This is a genomic window from Anoxybacillus thermarum (assembly GCF_000836725.1).
GTDB classification, from domain to species: domain Bacteria; phylum Bacillota; class Bacilli; order Bacillales; family Anoxybacillaceae; genus Anoxybacillus; species Anoxybacillus thermarum.
Genome location: NZ_JXTH01000029.1, coordinates 18,806 through 33,975, shown reverse-complemented (window position 1 = coordinate 33,975; position 15,170 = coordinate 18,806). Strand labels below are relative to the sequence as shown.

Genomic DNA, 15,170 nt, shown 5'->3' with positions numbered 1-15,170 from the left:
CCTCCAAAAGGGCCGCCAACAAGACAGCGAACACCTTTTGAAGAGTTCTGACTAATTGTTCCTCCAGCTCTTTTAATAAAGGCCATTCTGTGGTAAAATGTTTCATGGACTCTCTCCCTCCTGTTTTATTGATGTTGGTCATCACCATCATAGCAGGGAGAGAGTCCTTTTTGCATGACATTTGCTTTTTTCTACCGCGCTTCGCTTGGTGGCCCCGACGAGCGTCGCGAACAAAAGTTCGCAACCCTCGTCGGGGAATCATTCCTGAATGTCACCCACAAATATTTTACTCACACTTGCGTCAAACGTTCACCTTACGTGCTGTTCTGTCGTTTCACAGTCGATCATGCGCGCACATCCTCCAAATGACGATAGCGTTCTAGAAGCTCGTTGTATTGTTGTGCGAGGGTTAGAAACAACGCTTCATCCCGTTGCTCAAGCGCCTTGTCAATATCGCGCATGAGCCGATCTCTTTCGTAGCGAAACAACGCCTGTTCGATCACAAATTGTGCGACTTGTTTGTAATCTGTGAGATCATACGGTTGAGATACGAGTGCCATATCATTGTACTTTTCAAACATGTTTCATTCCCCCTTAGAGAGAAGAATATTCTTCTCCTTTTCTACATTATAAAGAGTTTTTTGTAAATTGTAAATAAAATTTCGAAAAATAAAAATAAAAAAAATAAAAGCTGACGAATGCCAGCTTTATATATTAATAACCGTAGTCCCAGTCGATTTCTTCATCATGCCAAAGAACCGCTTCTGTTTCTTCGTCCGCTACTTCTTCAAGTTGTTCTTTTTCTACATCTTCTAAAATCGTGACCGTATGATTTTCTTCAAAAAGAATGGCTAACCCTTTCATTTTGACACCTTCTCTTTTCGTGTTTTTCTTCACAAACATTGTAACGCGCTTCGCTTGTCCACGTCTATCATGTTCATAAAGATGTCAATGTTTTTGTTTTTTCTGAAAATAATAACGAATCCTTCCCTTTTCTTTCTTATGCTACAATACAGATGGAATAACTGTAATGGAGGAACTACATGTTTAGCGTTGTGATTAAACCGCTCGTTGTCAATATGACGATTTTATTTTCACTCATTTTCAATGCCAACTTATTTTCTCCGTTTCGTCGAAAAATGGCGCTCACTTGGAAACAAAAAATGATGTACGGCGTCGTTGCATCGTTTACGGCTTTGTTATGTATGATGTATCCAATTCAGCCGTTAGTGAAAACGAACTTCGACTTTCGCATGATCGTCATTTTAGTGACGACGTTATATATCGGAAAAACGGCTGGGCTGTTATGTACGTTCACCGTTGTTATCGCACGGTTCATCATTGGCGGTCCGTTCGCTTATGCGGGAGCGACCGTTTCTGTATTTGCATACGTTGTCGGCATATTGTTTCGCTCGTCCTTTTTTCACGTCAAAAGAAAAATGTTATATGGGCTTATGATCGTTTTCATTTATCTCATTTTATATATCGCAACGATTATGTACGCCGTTCCACCGCTTTCTTGGCGATTTTATATCGTTTACTTCTCTTTTTTTATCGCCATGTTTTTAGCGCTTATTTACGTCATCGAGCGTCTTATCCAATTTAACGAGCAGTTTGACGATATGATTTACCTCGATAAACTAGCGACGGTAAGCGAAATGGCGGCTTCATTCGCCCATGAAATTCGCAATCCACTCACGACGGTGCGGGGCTTCGTCCAATTTTTAAGCAAAGATACGACCGACGAAAACGTAAAAAAGTTTGCCCCGATCATTTTAGAAGAATTAGATCGGACGAATAAAATTATTAGCGAGTATTTAACGCTCGCTAAGCCAGCATCATTTCAACTACAAAGAGTGAGCATTGATGACATTTTATATACATCCGTCCATTTATTAAGTCCGCTCGGTACGATGACAAACGTGTCGCTACATCTTTATACGGAAGGAAAAAGCGACGTGTATGGCGACAGTCATTATTTAAAACAAGCGTTATTAAACGTTATGAAAAACGGGATTGAAGCGATTGAACATGGCGGAGTTGTGACGATTCATAAAACGGTCGATGAAAAAGAAAAGGAAGTCATTATCACGATTCGTGACACAGGAAAAGGAATGACCAAAGATGAGCTGAAAAATATCGGCTTGCCGTACTATACGACAAAATCGAAAGGAACGGGGCTAGGCAGCATGATTGCCTCTCGAATCATTCGCCAAATGGGAGGAACGATGGCGTACGAAAGCCGACTGAATGAAGGAACGACGGTTACGATTACATTACCGCTATATGAAGGGGATTAGTCCCCTTCTTTTTTCATATAGTCGATAAACATCGTGACCGTATCGATCGTAAAAGCCGATAGCGGTTCAGATAAGTGGGAAAACATCCATAGTTTTAATGCCCCAAAATATAGTTGCAGAGCGATTAACGAAAGCGTTTCGGAAGATCGTTTCGTTCGAATGTCTCCGCATCGTTTCCCTTCTTCAAATATATTCGTCAACATATGAATAAAAGGAGTGAACGGAAGCGTGTCATATTGTTTTCCCGTATAAATATGTACCATGGATTTCGTCACTTCTTTTCCGAGTTTTTCATGCATCGTTGTTAATTCATAAAACAACTGCTCGATTTGCTTATGCCACGTTCGTTCCTCGCTTTCTTGCACCCTTTTACATATGCGTTCTACATGCGTGGAAAACACGCTTTGTAACACTTCTTCTTTCGTGCGAAAATAGTTGAAAAACGTTCCTTTCGCTACGCCAGCTTCATTCGTAATTTGCAAAACGGTCGTTTGTTCATACCCTTGTTTTTGAAATAATCGAAGGGCGGTTTGTTGAAGCAATATTCTCGTTTGCTTTTTTTGTCTTTCTCTTTTCATCATGAATCCCCCATCATCATCGTCTACTTTTATTATAGTGATTTTTACCTAGGAATAAAGTAATATTTTAAAAGATGAAAGTTTTGTTTAGACATGTATCATTCGCATATATATGGAAAGAAACATGAAAAGGAGGAATGATGCATGTGGGGTGTCGATTCAGCGGCAAAAGTGACGGAGACGTTGCTTGCGTGTGTAAGAAAAGAATACGGTTTTCCGCAATTTTGGGGAAGATATGTGACGACGGTGCCGAACGTATCGGACGGTTTGACGAAAGAAGAAATCGCGTTTATTCGTGGGCGCGGCATAAAAATCGCGCCGATTTACAATGCGTTTCGTGAGGCGACAACATACGAAAAAGGAAGAACGGCGGCGCGCAATGCGATTTTTCACGCGCGCAGATTAGGCATTCCGAAAAATAAAGTCATTTTTGCGAACATTGAAGATGAATTTCAAGTAGATGATGCGTGGATTCAAGCATGGGTCGATACGTTTTATCCGAGCGGATATCGACCGGGCATATACGCGAATCCGACGAAAGGGGCGTTTGGTGAGGCTTATTGTGAAGCGGTGAAAAACGATGAACGCATCGCCCAACAAACGATTATATGGAGTTCATACCCGCGTCCGGGGGCGACGCCAGCGGCCAAAGCGCCAACGTATCGTCCGAACGTGCCGAATTGCCGCGCGAACGTTTGGATGTGGCAATATGGGCGCGATGCCGACCGTTGCGCCATCGATACGAACGTGGCAAACCGGAAAATAAGCGACTATTTATATTAAAAATATTTTTCGTCTGCGATAAGAAGTATGATAAAATGAAGGTAAATGTTGTCGTAATGGGGGCTATGTTATGGAAAATAAAAATGGAATTTTATTAGAAAGTGGGACGAATGAACTAGAAATTGTCGAATTTTTAATTGGTGACAACCGATTTGCGATTAACGTCATTAAAGTAAAAGAAATTATTCATCCGATCGCACCGACAAAAGTGCCGCATGCTCATCCGTATATCGAAGGCATTATCGAATTGCGCGGCGAAGTGCTTCCGCTTATTGATTTGGCAAAAGCGCTCGGATTCACCCCGTCAAACAACCCAGCGCAAGATAAATATATTGTTGCGGAGTTTAATCAGCAAAAAGTTGTGTTTCACGTCCATAACGTTACACAAATTCATCGCATATCATGGAAGCAAATCGAAAAGCCGTCGCAAATGTATCAAGGATTGGAAAGCCAAATTATCGGCGTTGTGAAATTAAACGGAAATATGATTTTATTGCTTGACTTTGAAAAAATTGTCGTCGATATTAATCCGCAATCGGGCATTCACGTCGAGCGAGTGAAAAAGCTTGGCAAACGTGAACGGTCGAATAAAAAGCTGATCGTTGCGGAAGACTCACCGTTGTTACGCAAGCTTCTTCACGACACACTTGCGGAAGCAGGATATGTATATGTCGAGTTTTTTGAAAACGGCGAAGATGCGTTAAATTATTTACAATCGATCGTCCAAAAAGGAAAACCGGTTGAAAGCGAAGTGCAATTAGTCATTACCGACATTGAAATGCCGCAAATGGACGGCCATCATTTAACGAAGCGCATTCGTGAAGATGAAACATTAAAACATTTGCCGGTTATCATTTTCTCTTCACTCATTACAGATGACCTTCGCCATAAAGGAGAGCGCGTCGGAGCAACAGCGCAAGTAAGCAAACCAGAAATTGCCGAACTTGTGCAAATGATCGACCAACATATTTTGTAGTAGGGGATTGCTATGGATCGTTATGAAAAATATCGCCAACATTTTTTAAAAAACATTCGCAAACGGTTAGAAGAATGGGAAACGGTAGATGAAATTGCCCATCAAGAAGTATATCGCCTGCTCCATTCCATCGCTGGTACGGCCGCGATGATCGGAATGACGAATATCGGGAATTATGCGCGCCAGCTGATGGAACAATGGGGAGAAGACGAACAGAAAAAATGGAAAGTGGAAGATGTGAAAGAGCGGCTAACCCCGCTTTTTCAACTTTGTTATGAACAACAAATTGGGGACGTTACAGAAGGGGAAAGAGGAACGAAAAAAGGAGACGAACCGACTGTTTTGCTCATTGATGACGACCCGTCGTTTTTAATGTATGTGAAAGAACAGCTCGAGCAAAGCGGATGGTACGTTGTCGCGATTGCCGATCCGGTCAAAGCGGTCGCTTCGTTTTACGACGTCCGTCCAGATTGTGTCGTCATCGATATTCATATGGAAACGAAAACAGGGTTTGAAGTATTAACGTTTTTAAAACAAAAATTAAAACAACAATTCGTCCCGATGATTATGGTGAGCATTGACGATCGAAAAGAAACGCGCATGAAAAGTTATGAAATGGGCGCGGACGATTTTATTCCAAAACCGTTTGAGATCGACGAATTTATCGTGCGCATTCGTCGGCAGCTTCAAAGAAAGCAATTAATTGATGAACTGCTTCTCTTAGATGAACTGACGCACGTCTACAACCGAAAATATATAAAGCAAGCATATGAACAATTAAAAAGCGATTGGCATCGCACGCACGAACCGTTTTGTTTAGCGGTGCTTGACATTGACTATTTTAAACGAGTCAACGACCAATACGGACATTTAATTGGCGACGTCGTCTTAAAACAATTTGCGCAATTTTTAAAAACGAACGTCCGCGCGCGTGATATTGTCATTCGTTTTGGCGGAGAAGAATTTGTTGTATTATTGCCGGCAACAGAAGCGGCAGAGGCGTTTCTTGTATTTGATCGTCTGCGCGAACAGTTTGAACGGATGACGTTTCAAAGCGGGGATGCAACGTTTTCGTGTACTTTTTCGACGGGAATTGTGGAAGTTAACGATCCAACAAAGCCGATCGGCCATTGGATCGAACTTGCCGACTCTGCGCTATATGAAGCGAAAAATACAGGAAGAAACTGCGTTGTGCTTGCTAAACAACAAAAAGCATCACATCGACGCACGGTGAAAGTTGCGATTGTAGATGATGATGCCATTGTGCGCGCCATTGTGACAGACGTCGTACAAAAAATGTTTACGAAAGAAAAAGTGACGCTCGATTTGCGTGCGTTTAAAGATGGTGAACAGTTTATGTCGTCCGATTGGCATGATGGAAAAGAACCGTGCCTCGTCATTTTAGATGGGGTGATGCCGAAAATGGACGGACTTGAAGTGTTACAACAACTGCGAAACCGCAAAGACTCCGCGCGGTATAAAGTCATTATGTTAACAGCAAGAAAAAGCGAAAACGATATTGCCCGCGCGCTTGAGCTTGGTGCAGATGACTATATGACAAAACCGTTTAAGCTGCTTGAGCTTGAAGCAAGAATACGCCATATGTTAAAAAGGATGAATTAGTCGTGTCTAATCAACTTGTTTTGTTTACGGTCATCGTGATCATTTTATTCACCGTTTTATTTGCGATTTTTCTTTATTTAGTTGTCCGAAAAAGAAAAGACGGCAAATGGAAGCGAGAAGTGGAAACGTATAAACAGCTGTATGAACCGGTGTTATTTCGCTATTTAGCTTACGGTGACGAACAAGTTCCCGCTCCGTTATCGTCTGCACAACATGTGGCGATGATGGAGCTGCTCGATCATTTTATGCGCGTACTTGCCAATGGGGGTGTAAAGGAGAGGGCGACAACGTTAGCAGAGATGTATTTTGTTGATTATTTGCGGGCGCAACTTGTTCACCGTCGGCTTGGAAGAAGAATGAACGCCCTCTTTTTTATTGAAGATTTTCATCTTCGCTCGCTCATTCATGAGTTGGAAGCAATGTATGAACAAAAACAGTTAACGACGATGGAAAAGCGCCAACTGTTAAACATGTTTGCGCTTTTTCAACATCCACACGTATATGAATATATGAAACAAACAGATGAATCGTTTACGCAATTTGATTATCGCCTCATTTTATCGCGCATGGACGATCATACATTTGTGAAAATGGTTGACCATTTTTTTGATTGGAACGAAAAAATACGATATGCGATCATTGATATGATCGGTATTATGCAAAAGCTTCCGCACGTTTCATTTTTGCGTACATTGCTTCGACATGAACAAAGCGAATATCGCATTCGCGCATTAAAAGCGTTAGCGGAAATCGCTTTCCCGCTTGATTCCGAGCAACTTCGCATTCATTTACATTCACCCGTTTGGCAAGAGCGGCTTATGGCGCTTCGGCTATGCGCGCGCATCCGCCCATATGAGCTTGTTGAGACGATGAAAGCGCTCGTCAAAGACCGTGTTTTCTCCGTGCGCTCGCAAGCGGCAGAGGCGTTGTTGCGCATGCCAAACGGCTTGGCGATTCTTGAACAAATTGCCCGAACATCAGATGACCGTTATGCGCGCGATATGGCGCTTGAATGGTTAGAAAGAGGGCGAGAAAATGATTAAATTGGCAGCGATGTTCGTCTTTTTCTTTATGATTGCGGTCATTTTATTTTATACGTTTTTACTCGTTGTTTCGTTTATTCAATTGCGTCGCATGTACGAATTAGACGAATGGGAGCCGTATGAAGAAATGCTCGATGTAAGTTATACGAAACCGGTTTCGATTTTAGTGCCTGCTTACAATGAGGAAGCCGGCATTTTCGCGACTGTTCGTTCACTACTTAGCATCGAATATCCAGAGTACGAAATTGTCGTCATTAACGACGGCTCAACCGACGATACGCTTGAGCGGCTAAAGAAAGATTTCGATCTTATTCCGATCAAGCGCGTCATTCGCGAACAACTCAAAACGAAACGAGTACGCGCCGTATATCGCTCACGCAAGTTTTCCCATTTATTTGTCATCGATAAAGAAAACGGCGGAAAAGCAGATGCGTTAAACGCAGGCATTAATTTTTCAACGTATCCATACGTTTGTTCCATTGATGGCGACTCGGTCATTGAACGTCGCGCCTTTTTAAAAGTCATGAAGCCGATTGTGGACTCAGACGAAGACGTGATCGCATCTGGCGGAAGCGTGCGCATCGCTAACGGCTGCGACATTGAAAAAGGGGAAGTGGTGCGCATTGGACTTTCCCGTCAACCGCTCGTCATTATGCAAGTCATTGAATATTTGCGCGCCTTTTTAATGGGACGTATCGGACTAAGCCGCCACAATTTGCTGCTCATCGTTTCAGGGGCGTTCGGCGTGTTTTCGAAACAGTGGGTCATTCGCGCCGGCGGATATGCGCATACAGTCGGTGAAGATATGGAGCTTGTCGTCCGACTTCATCGTCTCATTAAAGAATCGAAAACAAATAAAAAAATTGTGTACGTGCCCGATCCGGTTTGTTGGACGGAAGCGCCAGAATCGATGACCGATTTGCGCAAACAGCGGCGGCGCTGGCATCGCGGATTGTTTGAAAGCCTTTGGCTTCACCGACGCATGTGGTTTAACCCGCGTTACGGCTCCATTGGACTCGTGTCGATGCCATATTTTTTACTCATTGAATTTTTAGGTCCTGTCGTTGAGTTGCTTGGCTACATCCTCATTATCGTTTCGCTTATCTTAGGTGACATATATATTGAATTTGCGATTTTACTATTCCTCGTTTCCGTTTTGTACGGTTCGATTTTTTCAATGGCTGCCGTATTGTTAGAAGAATGGACGGTGCGGAAATTTTCGAGCGTCTCAGATGTTGTACGCCTCTTTTTTTACTCATTGACTGAAACGTTATGGTATCGTCCGTTGACGGTGTTATGGCGCTGTGAGGGAATCGTTGATGCGCTGTTAAAAAGAAAAGGATGGGGAGAAATGAAAAGAAAAGGTGTGTCGAAATGATGAACAAACAACGTTGGCTTGTTTTATATATTGTCTTTATTTTTCTGATCATTTCTTCACCGTATTGGTTATGGCAAATGAAACCGGCTAACACGTTACACGTGTTGATTGTCAATAAAACTGTTCCAGATGATACGTATCGTGAACATAAAGGGCTCGTTTGGCTATTAAACCAACAAAAGTACGTAAAGCCAGACGGGGCGCGCTACGATGTGAAAAAAGATTATGTCGGGTTTATACCGACGGCAAAAAAAGAGCGCCCATGGCCGACATCGTTACAATCGTATGATGTCATTTATGTCGCCGATACGTACGGCGTATATGAAAAAGATTTCACCGCTGAAAAAAAGAAAGGGAAACGCTCAAAAAAAGTGTACGGCGGCTTGACGGAACAAGAAGTCAATCGACTGCACGAGGCGATGTTTGCCGGAAACAAGACGCTCATCGCCGAGTTTAATTCGTTCGCAAGCCCGACGGATCCGTCTGTTCGCAACAAATTTTATGCTTTATTAAACGTCGAATGGACGGGCTGGATTGGTCGCTATTTTCCAAAACTTGAAGATGACGAAGTGCCTGTTTGGGTAAGAGAAAACTATGAAAAACAATATGGAAAACGATATGCATTTACCGGTCCGGGTTATGTGCTTGTCAATGAATACGATCGGCTCGTCATTTTGGATAAAAAAGAAATTGGCAAACAAGGGGTGCTTTTTACTCCGACGAAAAAAGGAGAAAAAAAGCTTGCGATAAAAGGTTCCATTCCGTATTCGTATTGGTTTGACATCGTAAAACCAATATATGACGAAGAAGTGTTAGCGACATATACGCTCTCATTATCAAAAAGCGGAAAAGAAAAATTACGAGCGATCGGTTTGCCGACGACGTTTCCAGCCGTTGTTCATCATCGCAATGCGCGCTATGAGGCGTATTACTTTTGTGGCGATTATGCAGATGAAGGAAATGTACCGAACATATATCAAACGGTCGGCCTTGACGTATGGCGCAAATGGACGACGCGTCACGACCCGAATGGCACCACATCGTTTTATTGGAAAGCGTATGTTCCAATGATGAAAACGATTTTTCAATCTATGCATCATGATGAAAAGCGTACGGTCGAACGAACGATTGCGAAAACAGACGACGGGATCCAGCTAGCGGGACGCGTCGGAGATCAATATATACAAATATATAAAAACGGCAAATGGAAAAACATGTTGTTAAAAGGAGTTAATATGGGGATCGCCAAGCCGGGTCATTTCCCGGGAGAAACAGCGATTACGAAAGAAGAATATTTTCGGTGGTTTAAACAAATTGGGGCGATGCATGCGAATGCCATTCGTGTGTATACGATTCATCCACCAGCGTTTTATGAGGCGTTTTACGAATATAACGAAATTGCGGATCAGCCTTTATATTTATTTCACGGGGTGTGGGTGAATGAAGAGACGTTTTTACGTACAAACGACGCATTTGCAAAAGAAAATACGGATGAATTTGTTGCGGAAATGAAACGAACGATTGATATCGTTCACGGGCGGGCGGCGATCCCACCTCGCTCAGGGCACGCGAGCGGCATATATCGATACGACATTTCACCGTATGTGCTCGGCTGGATTTTTGGGGTCGAATGGGAACCGACGGTCGTCCATGCGACGAATACGAAACATGCGGGGTTACCAGATTACAAAGGGACGTATGTGTACACAAAAGATGCATCACCGTTTGAAATTTGGCTTGCGAGCATGATGGATGAAGCGATCGCGTACGAAACGAAAACGTACGGCTGGCAACGTCCGGTCAGTTTCACAAACTGGGTGACGACCGATTTGTTAACGCATCCGAGCGAGCCGTTAGAAAAAGAAGATTTCGTATCGGTAAACCCGAACGTCATATATTCGACAAATAAAATGCATAGCGGCTTATTTGCGTCGTATCACATTTATCCGTACTACCCAGACTTTTTAAACTATGAGCAAAAATACGTAAATTACATCGACCATCGCGGCGAGAAAAATAACTATGCAGGCTACTTACACGATATGAAACGGGTGCATCGCATGCCGATTGTCGTAGCCGAATTTGGCGTCCCGTCATCGCGCGGCATGACGCACCGCAACGTATACGGGATGAACCAAGGATTCCATTCCGAACAAGAGCAAGGTGTAATCAACAAAAAACTATTTGAAGACATCGTTCATGAACGCATGGCAGGCGGCTTTATTTTCACATGGCAAGATGAATGGTTTAAACGAACGTGGAACACGATGGATTACGATAATCCTGACCGTCGTCCGTTTTGGTCCAACGCGCAAACGAACGAACAACAATTCGGTTTACTTAGTTTTGATCCAGCGAAAAATGAAACGATGATGATCAAAGTCGACGGACGAAAAGAAGATTGGGCATTTCAACAAATCGCTCCTGCCTTTCAACAAGACGGGCGCGCGCTCTATATGACGAGCGATGAACGATACGTGTATATTCGTTACGACACAACGGTGAAGCAAAATAAAGACGTATATATATTGTTTGACACAATCGCAAACCAAGGACAAGCGACCGTTCTCAATGTGCCGAACGTACGAACAGAAGGCGTCGATTTCGTCCTTCATTTACGCGGTGAAAAAGAAGGGCGATTATGGGTTGATAGTTATTACGATTCATTTTATTATCATTACGGACACATTTTAAATATGATTGACCGTTTGCCGTATGCGAACAAAAAAAATAATGGTGTATATCATCCGATTCGTTTGACATTAAATAAAAAATTACAAATTAAAGGAAAAACGTATCCGTTCGATTTTTACGAAACAGGTATCATGACGTTTGGTACAGCAAATCCGAACGATGGAGCGTACAACTCTTTAACAGACGTAAGCGTCAGCAAACAAAGAGACGGATATGAAATTCGCATCCCGTGGGCGCTTTTAAATGTGAAAGACCCGAGCATGCACGAAGCGATGGGAGATATGTGGAAAGGTGGATTAGCAAGCAGCCGAACGATCGACGGCATTCGCATCGGCGTGTATGAAAAAGGGTTCTCATATCCTGAACATTTAGATGCAAAACAATTTTATACGTACACATGGGACGGTTGGGAGCAACCGACATATCACGAACGGTTAAAACGTTCGTACACGATTGTGAAACAAATATATAAGAGCGTTGAAGGGGAGAGAAAATAATGGCGAAAATTTTATTAGCGGAAGATGAAGAAGTGTTGCGTATGCTCGTTGTCGATACGCTAGAAGATGAAGGGCACGACATCGATGAAGCGTGCGACGGGGAAGAAGCGATTAATATGATTAAACAAAACGATTACGATTTAATTTTACTTGATTACATGATGCCAATATATACCGGCTTAGAAGTCATTCAACAAGTGCGTCAAATGCCCGATAAAAAACATGTAAAGATTATGATGCTATCGGCAAAAAGTCAGCAGGCAGATCAACAGCGCGTATTAGACGCTGGCGCTGACTATTTTATGGCAAAACCGTACAGTCCGCTTGAATTAGTGCAACGAATCGAGGCGATTTTACATGGAGAAGATGCGTAGCTATTTTCGACAAAGTTTCGCGAGGCAGTTTATTTTGCTTGTCGCGTCGTTTTTTATCATTTTCGTTGTCGGCGCGACCGCCCTGTCTATGTATCAGGCAACGCTAGTGACATCGTTTGAAAAGAAAAAAAATCAAATCGAAATGAAAATGAAATATGCTCAAGAAATTGAACAGGCGTTCAACCAAGCATTTTCCGACGCGCGCGGCTATTTAGCATTTAACCGAAAAGAATTTAAATTAAGCATTTTCCGTGAACAAGAAAATGCCCAAACCGGGCTCGATGCGTTAGAGTTAGCAGCGACGACGAAAGACGATAAGCAGTTTATTTTAAAGGCACGCCAGTTCGCTAGTTACTATTTCGGCGATCTTGTTCCTGAAGCAATTGAAGCGTTTGAAAGCGGCAATATACAAAAAGTGTTAAGTTTATCGGAAAACGGCGGAACGGCATCGATTGAGCAATTCCAATTTCAAATGAAAACGTATAAACAAAGCTTAAATGATCAATTAGATGGCGCCTTTCGGCAGTTAAGCAAAGAGCAGCAAATCGCCCAAACGGCGTTTATCGTATTCGTCTTTTTGATGTTGTTTTTGCTCGCCGCCATCGCGCGCATCATGACGAAAAAAATCGGCGCACCGCTTCGCGCCCTCGCCCACATGGCAGAAAAAATTGCAAATGACGAACAAGTGCATAACAACGACGTCATTCATACGGCTCGCGAAGATGAAATTGGAAAACTTGCTCAAGCGTTTCGGAAAATGTTAATGAGCATTCAGGAAAAAGAAGAAAGTTTAATGGCGCATAATGAAGAATTACTTGCGCAGCAAGATGAATTAGAGGTGCAACAAGCCGAACTCGAACAAGCGCTTGAAGCGATGCAAGCGCGCGAACGGGAATTAGAGCGGTATAACGATTTTATTCAAGGTTTGTCAAATTCGCTCGATCGGCAAGAAGTGTTGCACAGCATCGTGTTTAACATGGCGCGCGTCATGGAAGCCGACCGCGGCATGATTGTTTTAATGAACGAACAAAAAACATATGCAGCATTTGGGCTGTCGCCATATGGGGTTGAACAATTTTTAACGTACGTGTACAACGGCTTGCATCAACGATTGTTTGAACAAAAGAAGCCGTTTGTGTTAAAGCGCGAAGTCGCTGCGTCAGAAAAAGGGTATCATGAAGAGACGATGTTTGTGCACGACGTTTTTTTACCTGTCCTTTCGAATGAAAGCAAAGTGCAAGCCATTTTAGTGTTCAGCCGCTTCGGCGGACCGTTTTCGGACGAAGAAGTGCATGAATATGTCGGATTAACGAAACAAATATCGATTTCTTTGCAAAAAATGGAGCTGTACGAACAGACAGAGCAAGCGCGCGAAACGGTGCAACATATTTTAAATACGGTGCAGGAAGGCATTCATTTCGTTGACCGCGACGGCAATAGCGTCATCGTCAATAAACAAATGGCCGACTTGCTTCAAAAAGAAACGATTGCTGAACTTGGAGGGGCAAGCTACGAACAATGGGCGCGCGGCTTAATTGAGCAGTCTGATGCGGGCAAAACGTTATGCGACTATTTACGGGCAATCATTTTTAACGGCGATGAAGAACGTGAACCGTTTGTATACCATTTACCACAAAAACGAAAAGTCATTCAAGTGTATGCCAAGCCGTTATATCGCAACGGGGAGCGGCAAGGGACGGTATTTGTCCATCGCGACATTACGAAAGAGTTTGAAGTCGATCAAATGAAGTCCGAATTTGTCAGCACCGTCAGCCACGAGTTGCGCACGCCGCTTTCAAGCGTTCTCGGCTTTACGGAACTCATGTTAACGAAAGAGTTAAAACCAGAACGGCAGAAAAAATATTTAACGACGATTTATCAAGAAGCGAAACGGTTAACAGCGCTCATTAACGACTTTTTAGATGTACAGCGGATGGAGTCTGGAAAGCAAACGTACGATAAAAAATATGAAGATCTCGTTTCCATTATTGAAAACGTCATTGAAACGCAAAAAGTGAATACGACGATTCATCAGTTCCGTTTACAAAAAGAAACAGACAAAACGACGGTGCTCGGCGACCGCGACAAGCTCGCCCAAGTGTTTACAAACTTAATTAGCAACGCCATTAAATATTCGCCAGATGGCGGCAATATTACAGTACGCATATACGAGCGGGGCAATCGACTATGCGTCGATGTGCAAGATGAAGGGTTAGGTATTCCAGAAGAAGCGTTGCCGCATTTATTTACGAAATTTTATCGCGTCGACAATTCCGACCGTCGCCGCATCGGTGGCACCGGGCTTGGACTGGCGATTGTCAAAGAAATTGTCAAAGCGCATGAAGGAGAAGTAGCCGTTACATCCGAATTGAAAAAAGGAAGTACGTTTACTATATCGTTCCCGCTTGTCGTTATGGCGCGTAGCAGGGAAGACGAACGCGACATCGACGACAAACAAGCGCATGCGCACGTCATTATTGTCGAAGATGACGAAAATTTAGCTGCATTATTAGAAGCGGAATTAAAAGATAGCGGGTTTCGCGTCAAACTCGTCAAAGAAGGAAAAGAAGCGATTGAGCTCATTCAAAAAGAGAAACCGGATGCGGTCGTGTTAGACATTATGTTAGAAGAACATGACGTATCTGGTTGGGATGTGTTAAAAGAGCTAAAGCAAAATGAAGAGCTCGCCCATATTCCAATTATCATTTCTTCAGCGTTAGAAGAACGGGAAAAAGGAATGGCGCTCGGCGCAAATAGTTATTTAGTAAAACCGTATCAACCGAGCCAGCTATCGAAAACGATTTTGCAAATGTTATTAAATAAAGAGCGTCAAGGAGAAATTTTCGTCCCGCTAAACGAGGAAGCCAATTAAGGTTTCCTCTTTTTTTTGTATAAAAACCGTTTGTCATTGCAAACTAGGAAAA

12 protein-coding genes are annotated in these 15,170 nt (G+C 43.0%); 9 read left to right on the top strand and 3 right to left on the bottom strand.

Going from position 1 to position 15,170, the window contains the following annotated elements; all coding sequences use genetic code 11:
* Window positions 1–344: 344 nt before the first annotated feature.
* Both LH47_RS08385 and LH47_RS14930 read right to left on the bottom strand, forming a co-directional pair.
* A complete protein-coding gene (locus LH47_RS08385) occupies window positions 345–581 on the bottom strand; it encodes an IDEAL domain-containing protein (protein ID WP_043966507.1) in 237 nt (78 codons plus the stop codon).
* Window positions 582–714: 133 nt separating this feature from the next.
* A complete protein-coding gene (locus tag LH47_RS14930) occupies window positions 715–864 on the bottom strand; it encodes a hypothetical protein (protein WP_009362570.1) in 150 nt (49 codons plus the stop codon).
* 179 nt (window positions 865–1,043) lie between these two features.
* On the opposite strand from LH47_RS14930, the gene LH47_RS08380 reads away from it, so the two are divergent.
* Entirely contained in the window at window positions 1,044–2,300 is a 1,257-nt protein-coding gene (locus tag LH47_RS08380) for an ATP-binding protein (protein WP_043966505.1), read from the top strand.
* Here LH47_RS08380 and LH47_RS08375 read toward each other — a convergent pair.
* Window positions 2,297–2,881, bottom strand: coding sequence for a TetR/AcrR family transcriptional regulator (locus tag LH47_RS08375; protein WP_235341084.1), 585 nt, complete (start codon window positions 2,879–2,881; stop codon window positions 2,297–2,299). The two genes, LH47_RS08380 and LH47_RS08375, sit on opposite strands and share 4 nt — an antisense overlap.
* Window positions 2,882–3,022: 141 nt before the next feature.
* On the opposite strand from LH47_RS08375, the gene LH47_RS08370 reads away from it, so the two are divergent.
* From LH47_RS08370 to LH47_RS08335, 8 genes are all read left to right on the top strand, one after another.
* Window positions 3,023–3,661: a glycoside hydrolase domain-containing protein gene (locus LH47_RS08370; protein WP_043966501.1), complete on the top strand. Its 639-nt coding sequence runs from the start codon at window positions 3,023–3,025 to the stop codon at window positions 3,659–3,661.
* Between the two features lie 70 nt (window positions 3,662–3,731).
* Window positions 3,732–4,637 (top strand): chemotaxis protein, encoded by a 906-nt coding sequence (locus LH47_RS08365; RefSeq protein ID WP_043966500.1) that lies wholly within the window; start codon window positions 3,732–3,734, stop codon window positions 4,635–4,637.
* 12 nt (window positions 4,638–4,649) lie between these two features.
* A complete protein-coding gene (locus tag LH47_RS08360; RefSeq protein ID WP_043966498.1) occupies window positions 4,650–6,260 on the top strand; it encodes a diguanylate cyclase in 1,611 nt (536 codons plus the stop codon).
* A gap of 2 nt (window positions 6,261–6,262) precedes the next feature.
* Complete coding sequence (locus LH47_RS08355; protein ID WP_043966496.1) at window positions 6,263–7,303, top strand: HEAT repeat domain-containing protein; 1,041 nt, start codon at window positions 6,263–6,265, stop codon at window positions 7,301–7,303.
* Entirely contained in the window at window positions 7,296–8,681 is a 1,386-nt protein-coding gene (locus LH47_RS08350) for a glycosyltransferase family 2 protein (RefSeq protein ID WP_043966494.1), read from the top strand. Before LH47_RS08355 ends, LH47_RS08350 begins: the two co-directional genes overlap by 8 nt.
* The gene (locus LH47_RS08345; protein ID WP_200890860.1) at window positions 8,678–11,872 is read left to right on the top strand and encodes a hypothetical protein; all 3,195 of its coding nucleotides are present in this window, start codon (window positions 8,678–8,680) and stop codon (window positions 11,870–11,872) included. The genes LH47_RS08350 and LH47_RS08345 overlap by 4 nt, the downstream gene beginning before the upstream one ends.
* Complete coding sequence (locus LH47_RS08340; protein WP_043966493.1) at window positions 11,872–12,246, top strand: response regulator transcription factor; 375 nt, start codon at window positions 11,872–11,874, stop codon at window positions 12,244–12,246. The genes LH47_RS08345 and LH47_RS08340 overlap by 1 nt, the downstream gene beginning before the upstream one ends.
* Entirely contained in the window at window positions 12,230–15,118 is a 2,889-nt protein-coding gene (locus LH47_RS08335; RefSeq protein WP_043966491.1) for an ATP-binding protein, read from the top strand. The genes LH47_RS08340 and LH47_RS08335 overlap by 17 nt, the downstream gene beginning before the upstream one ends.
* The last annotated feature ends 52 nt before the right edge of the window (window positions 15,119–15,170 follow it).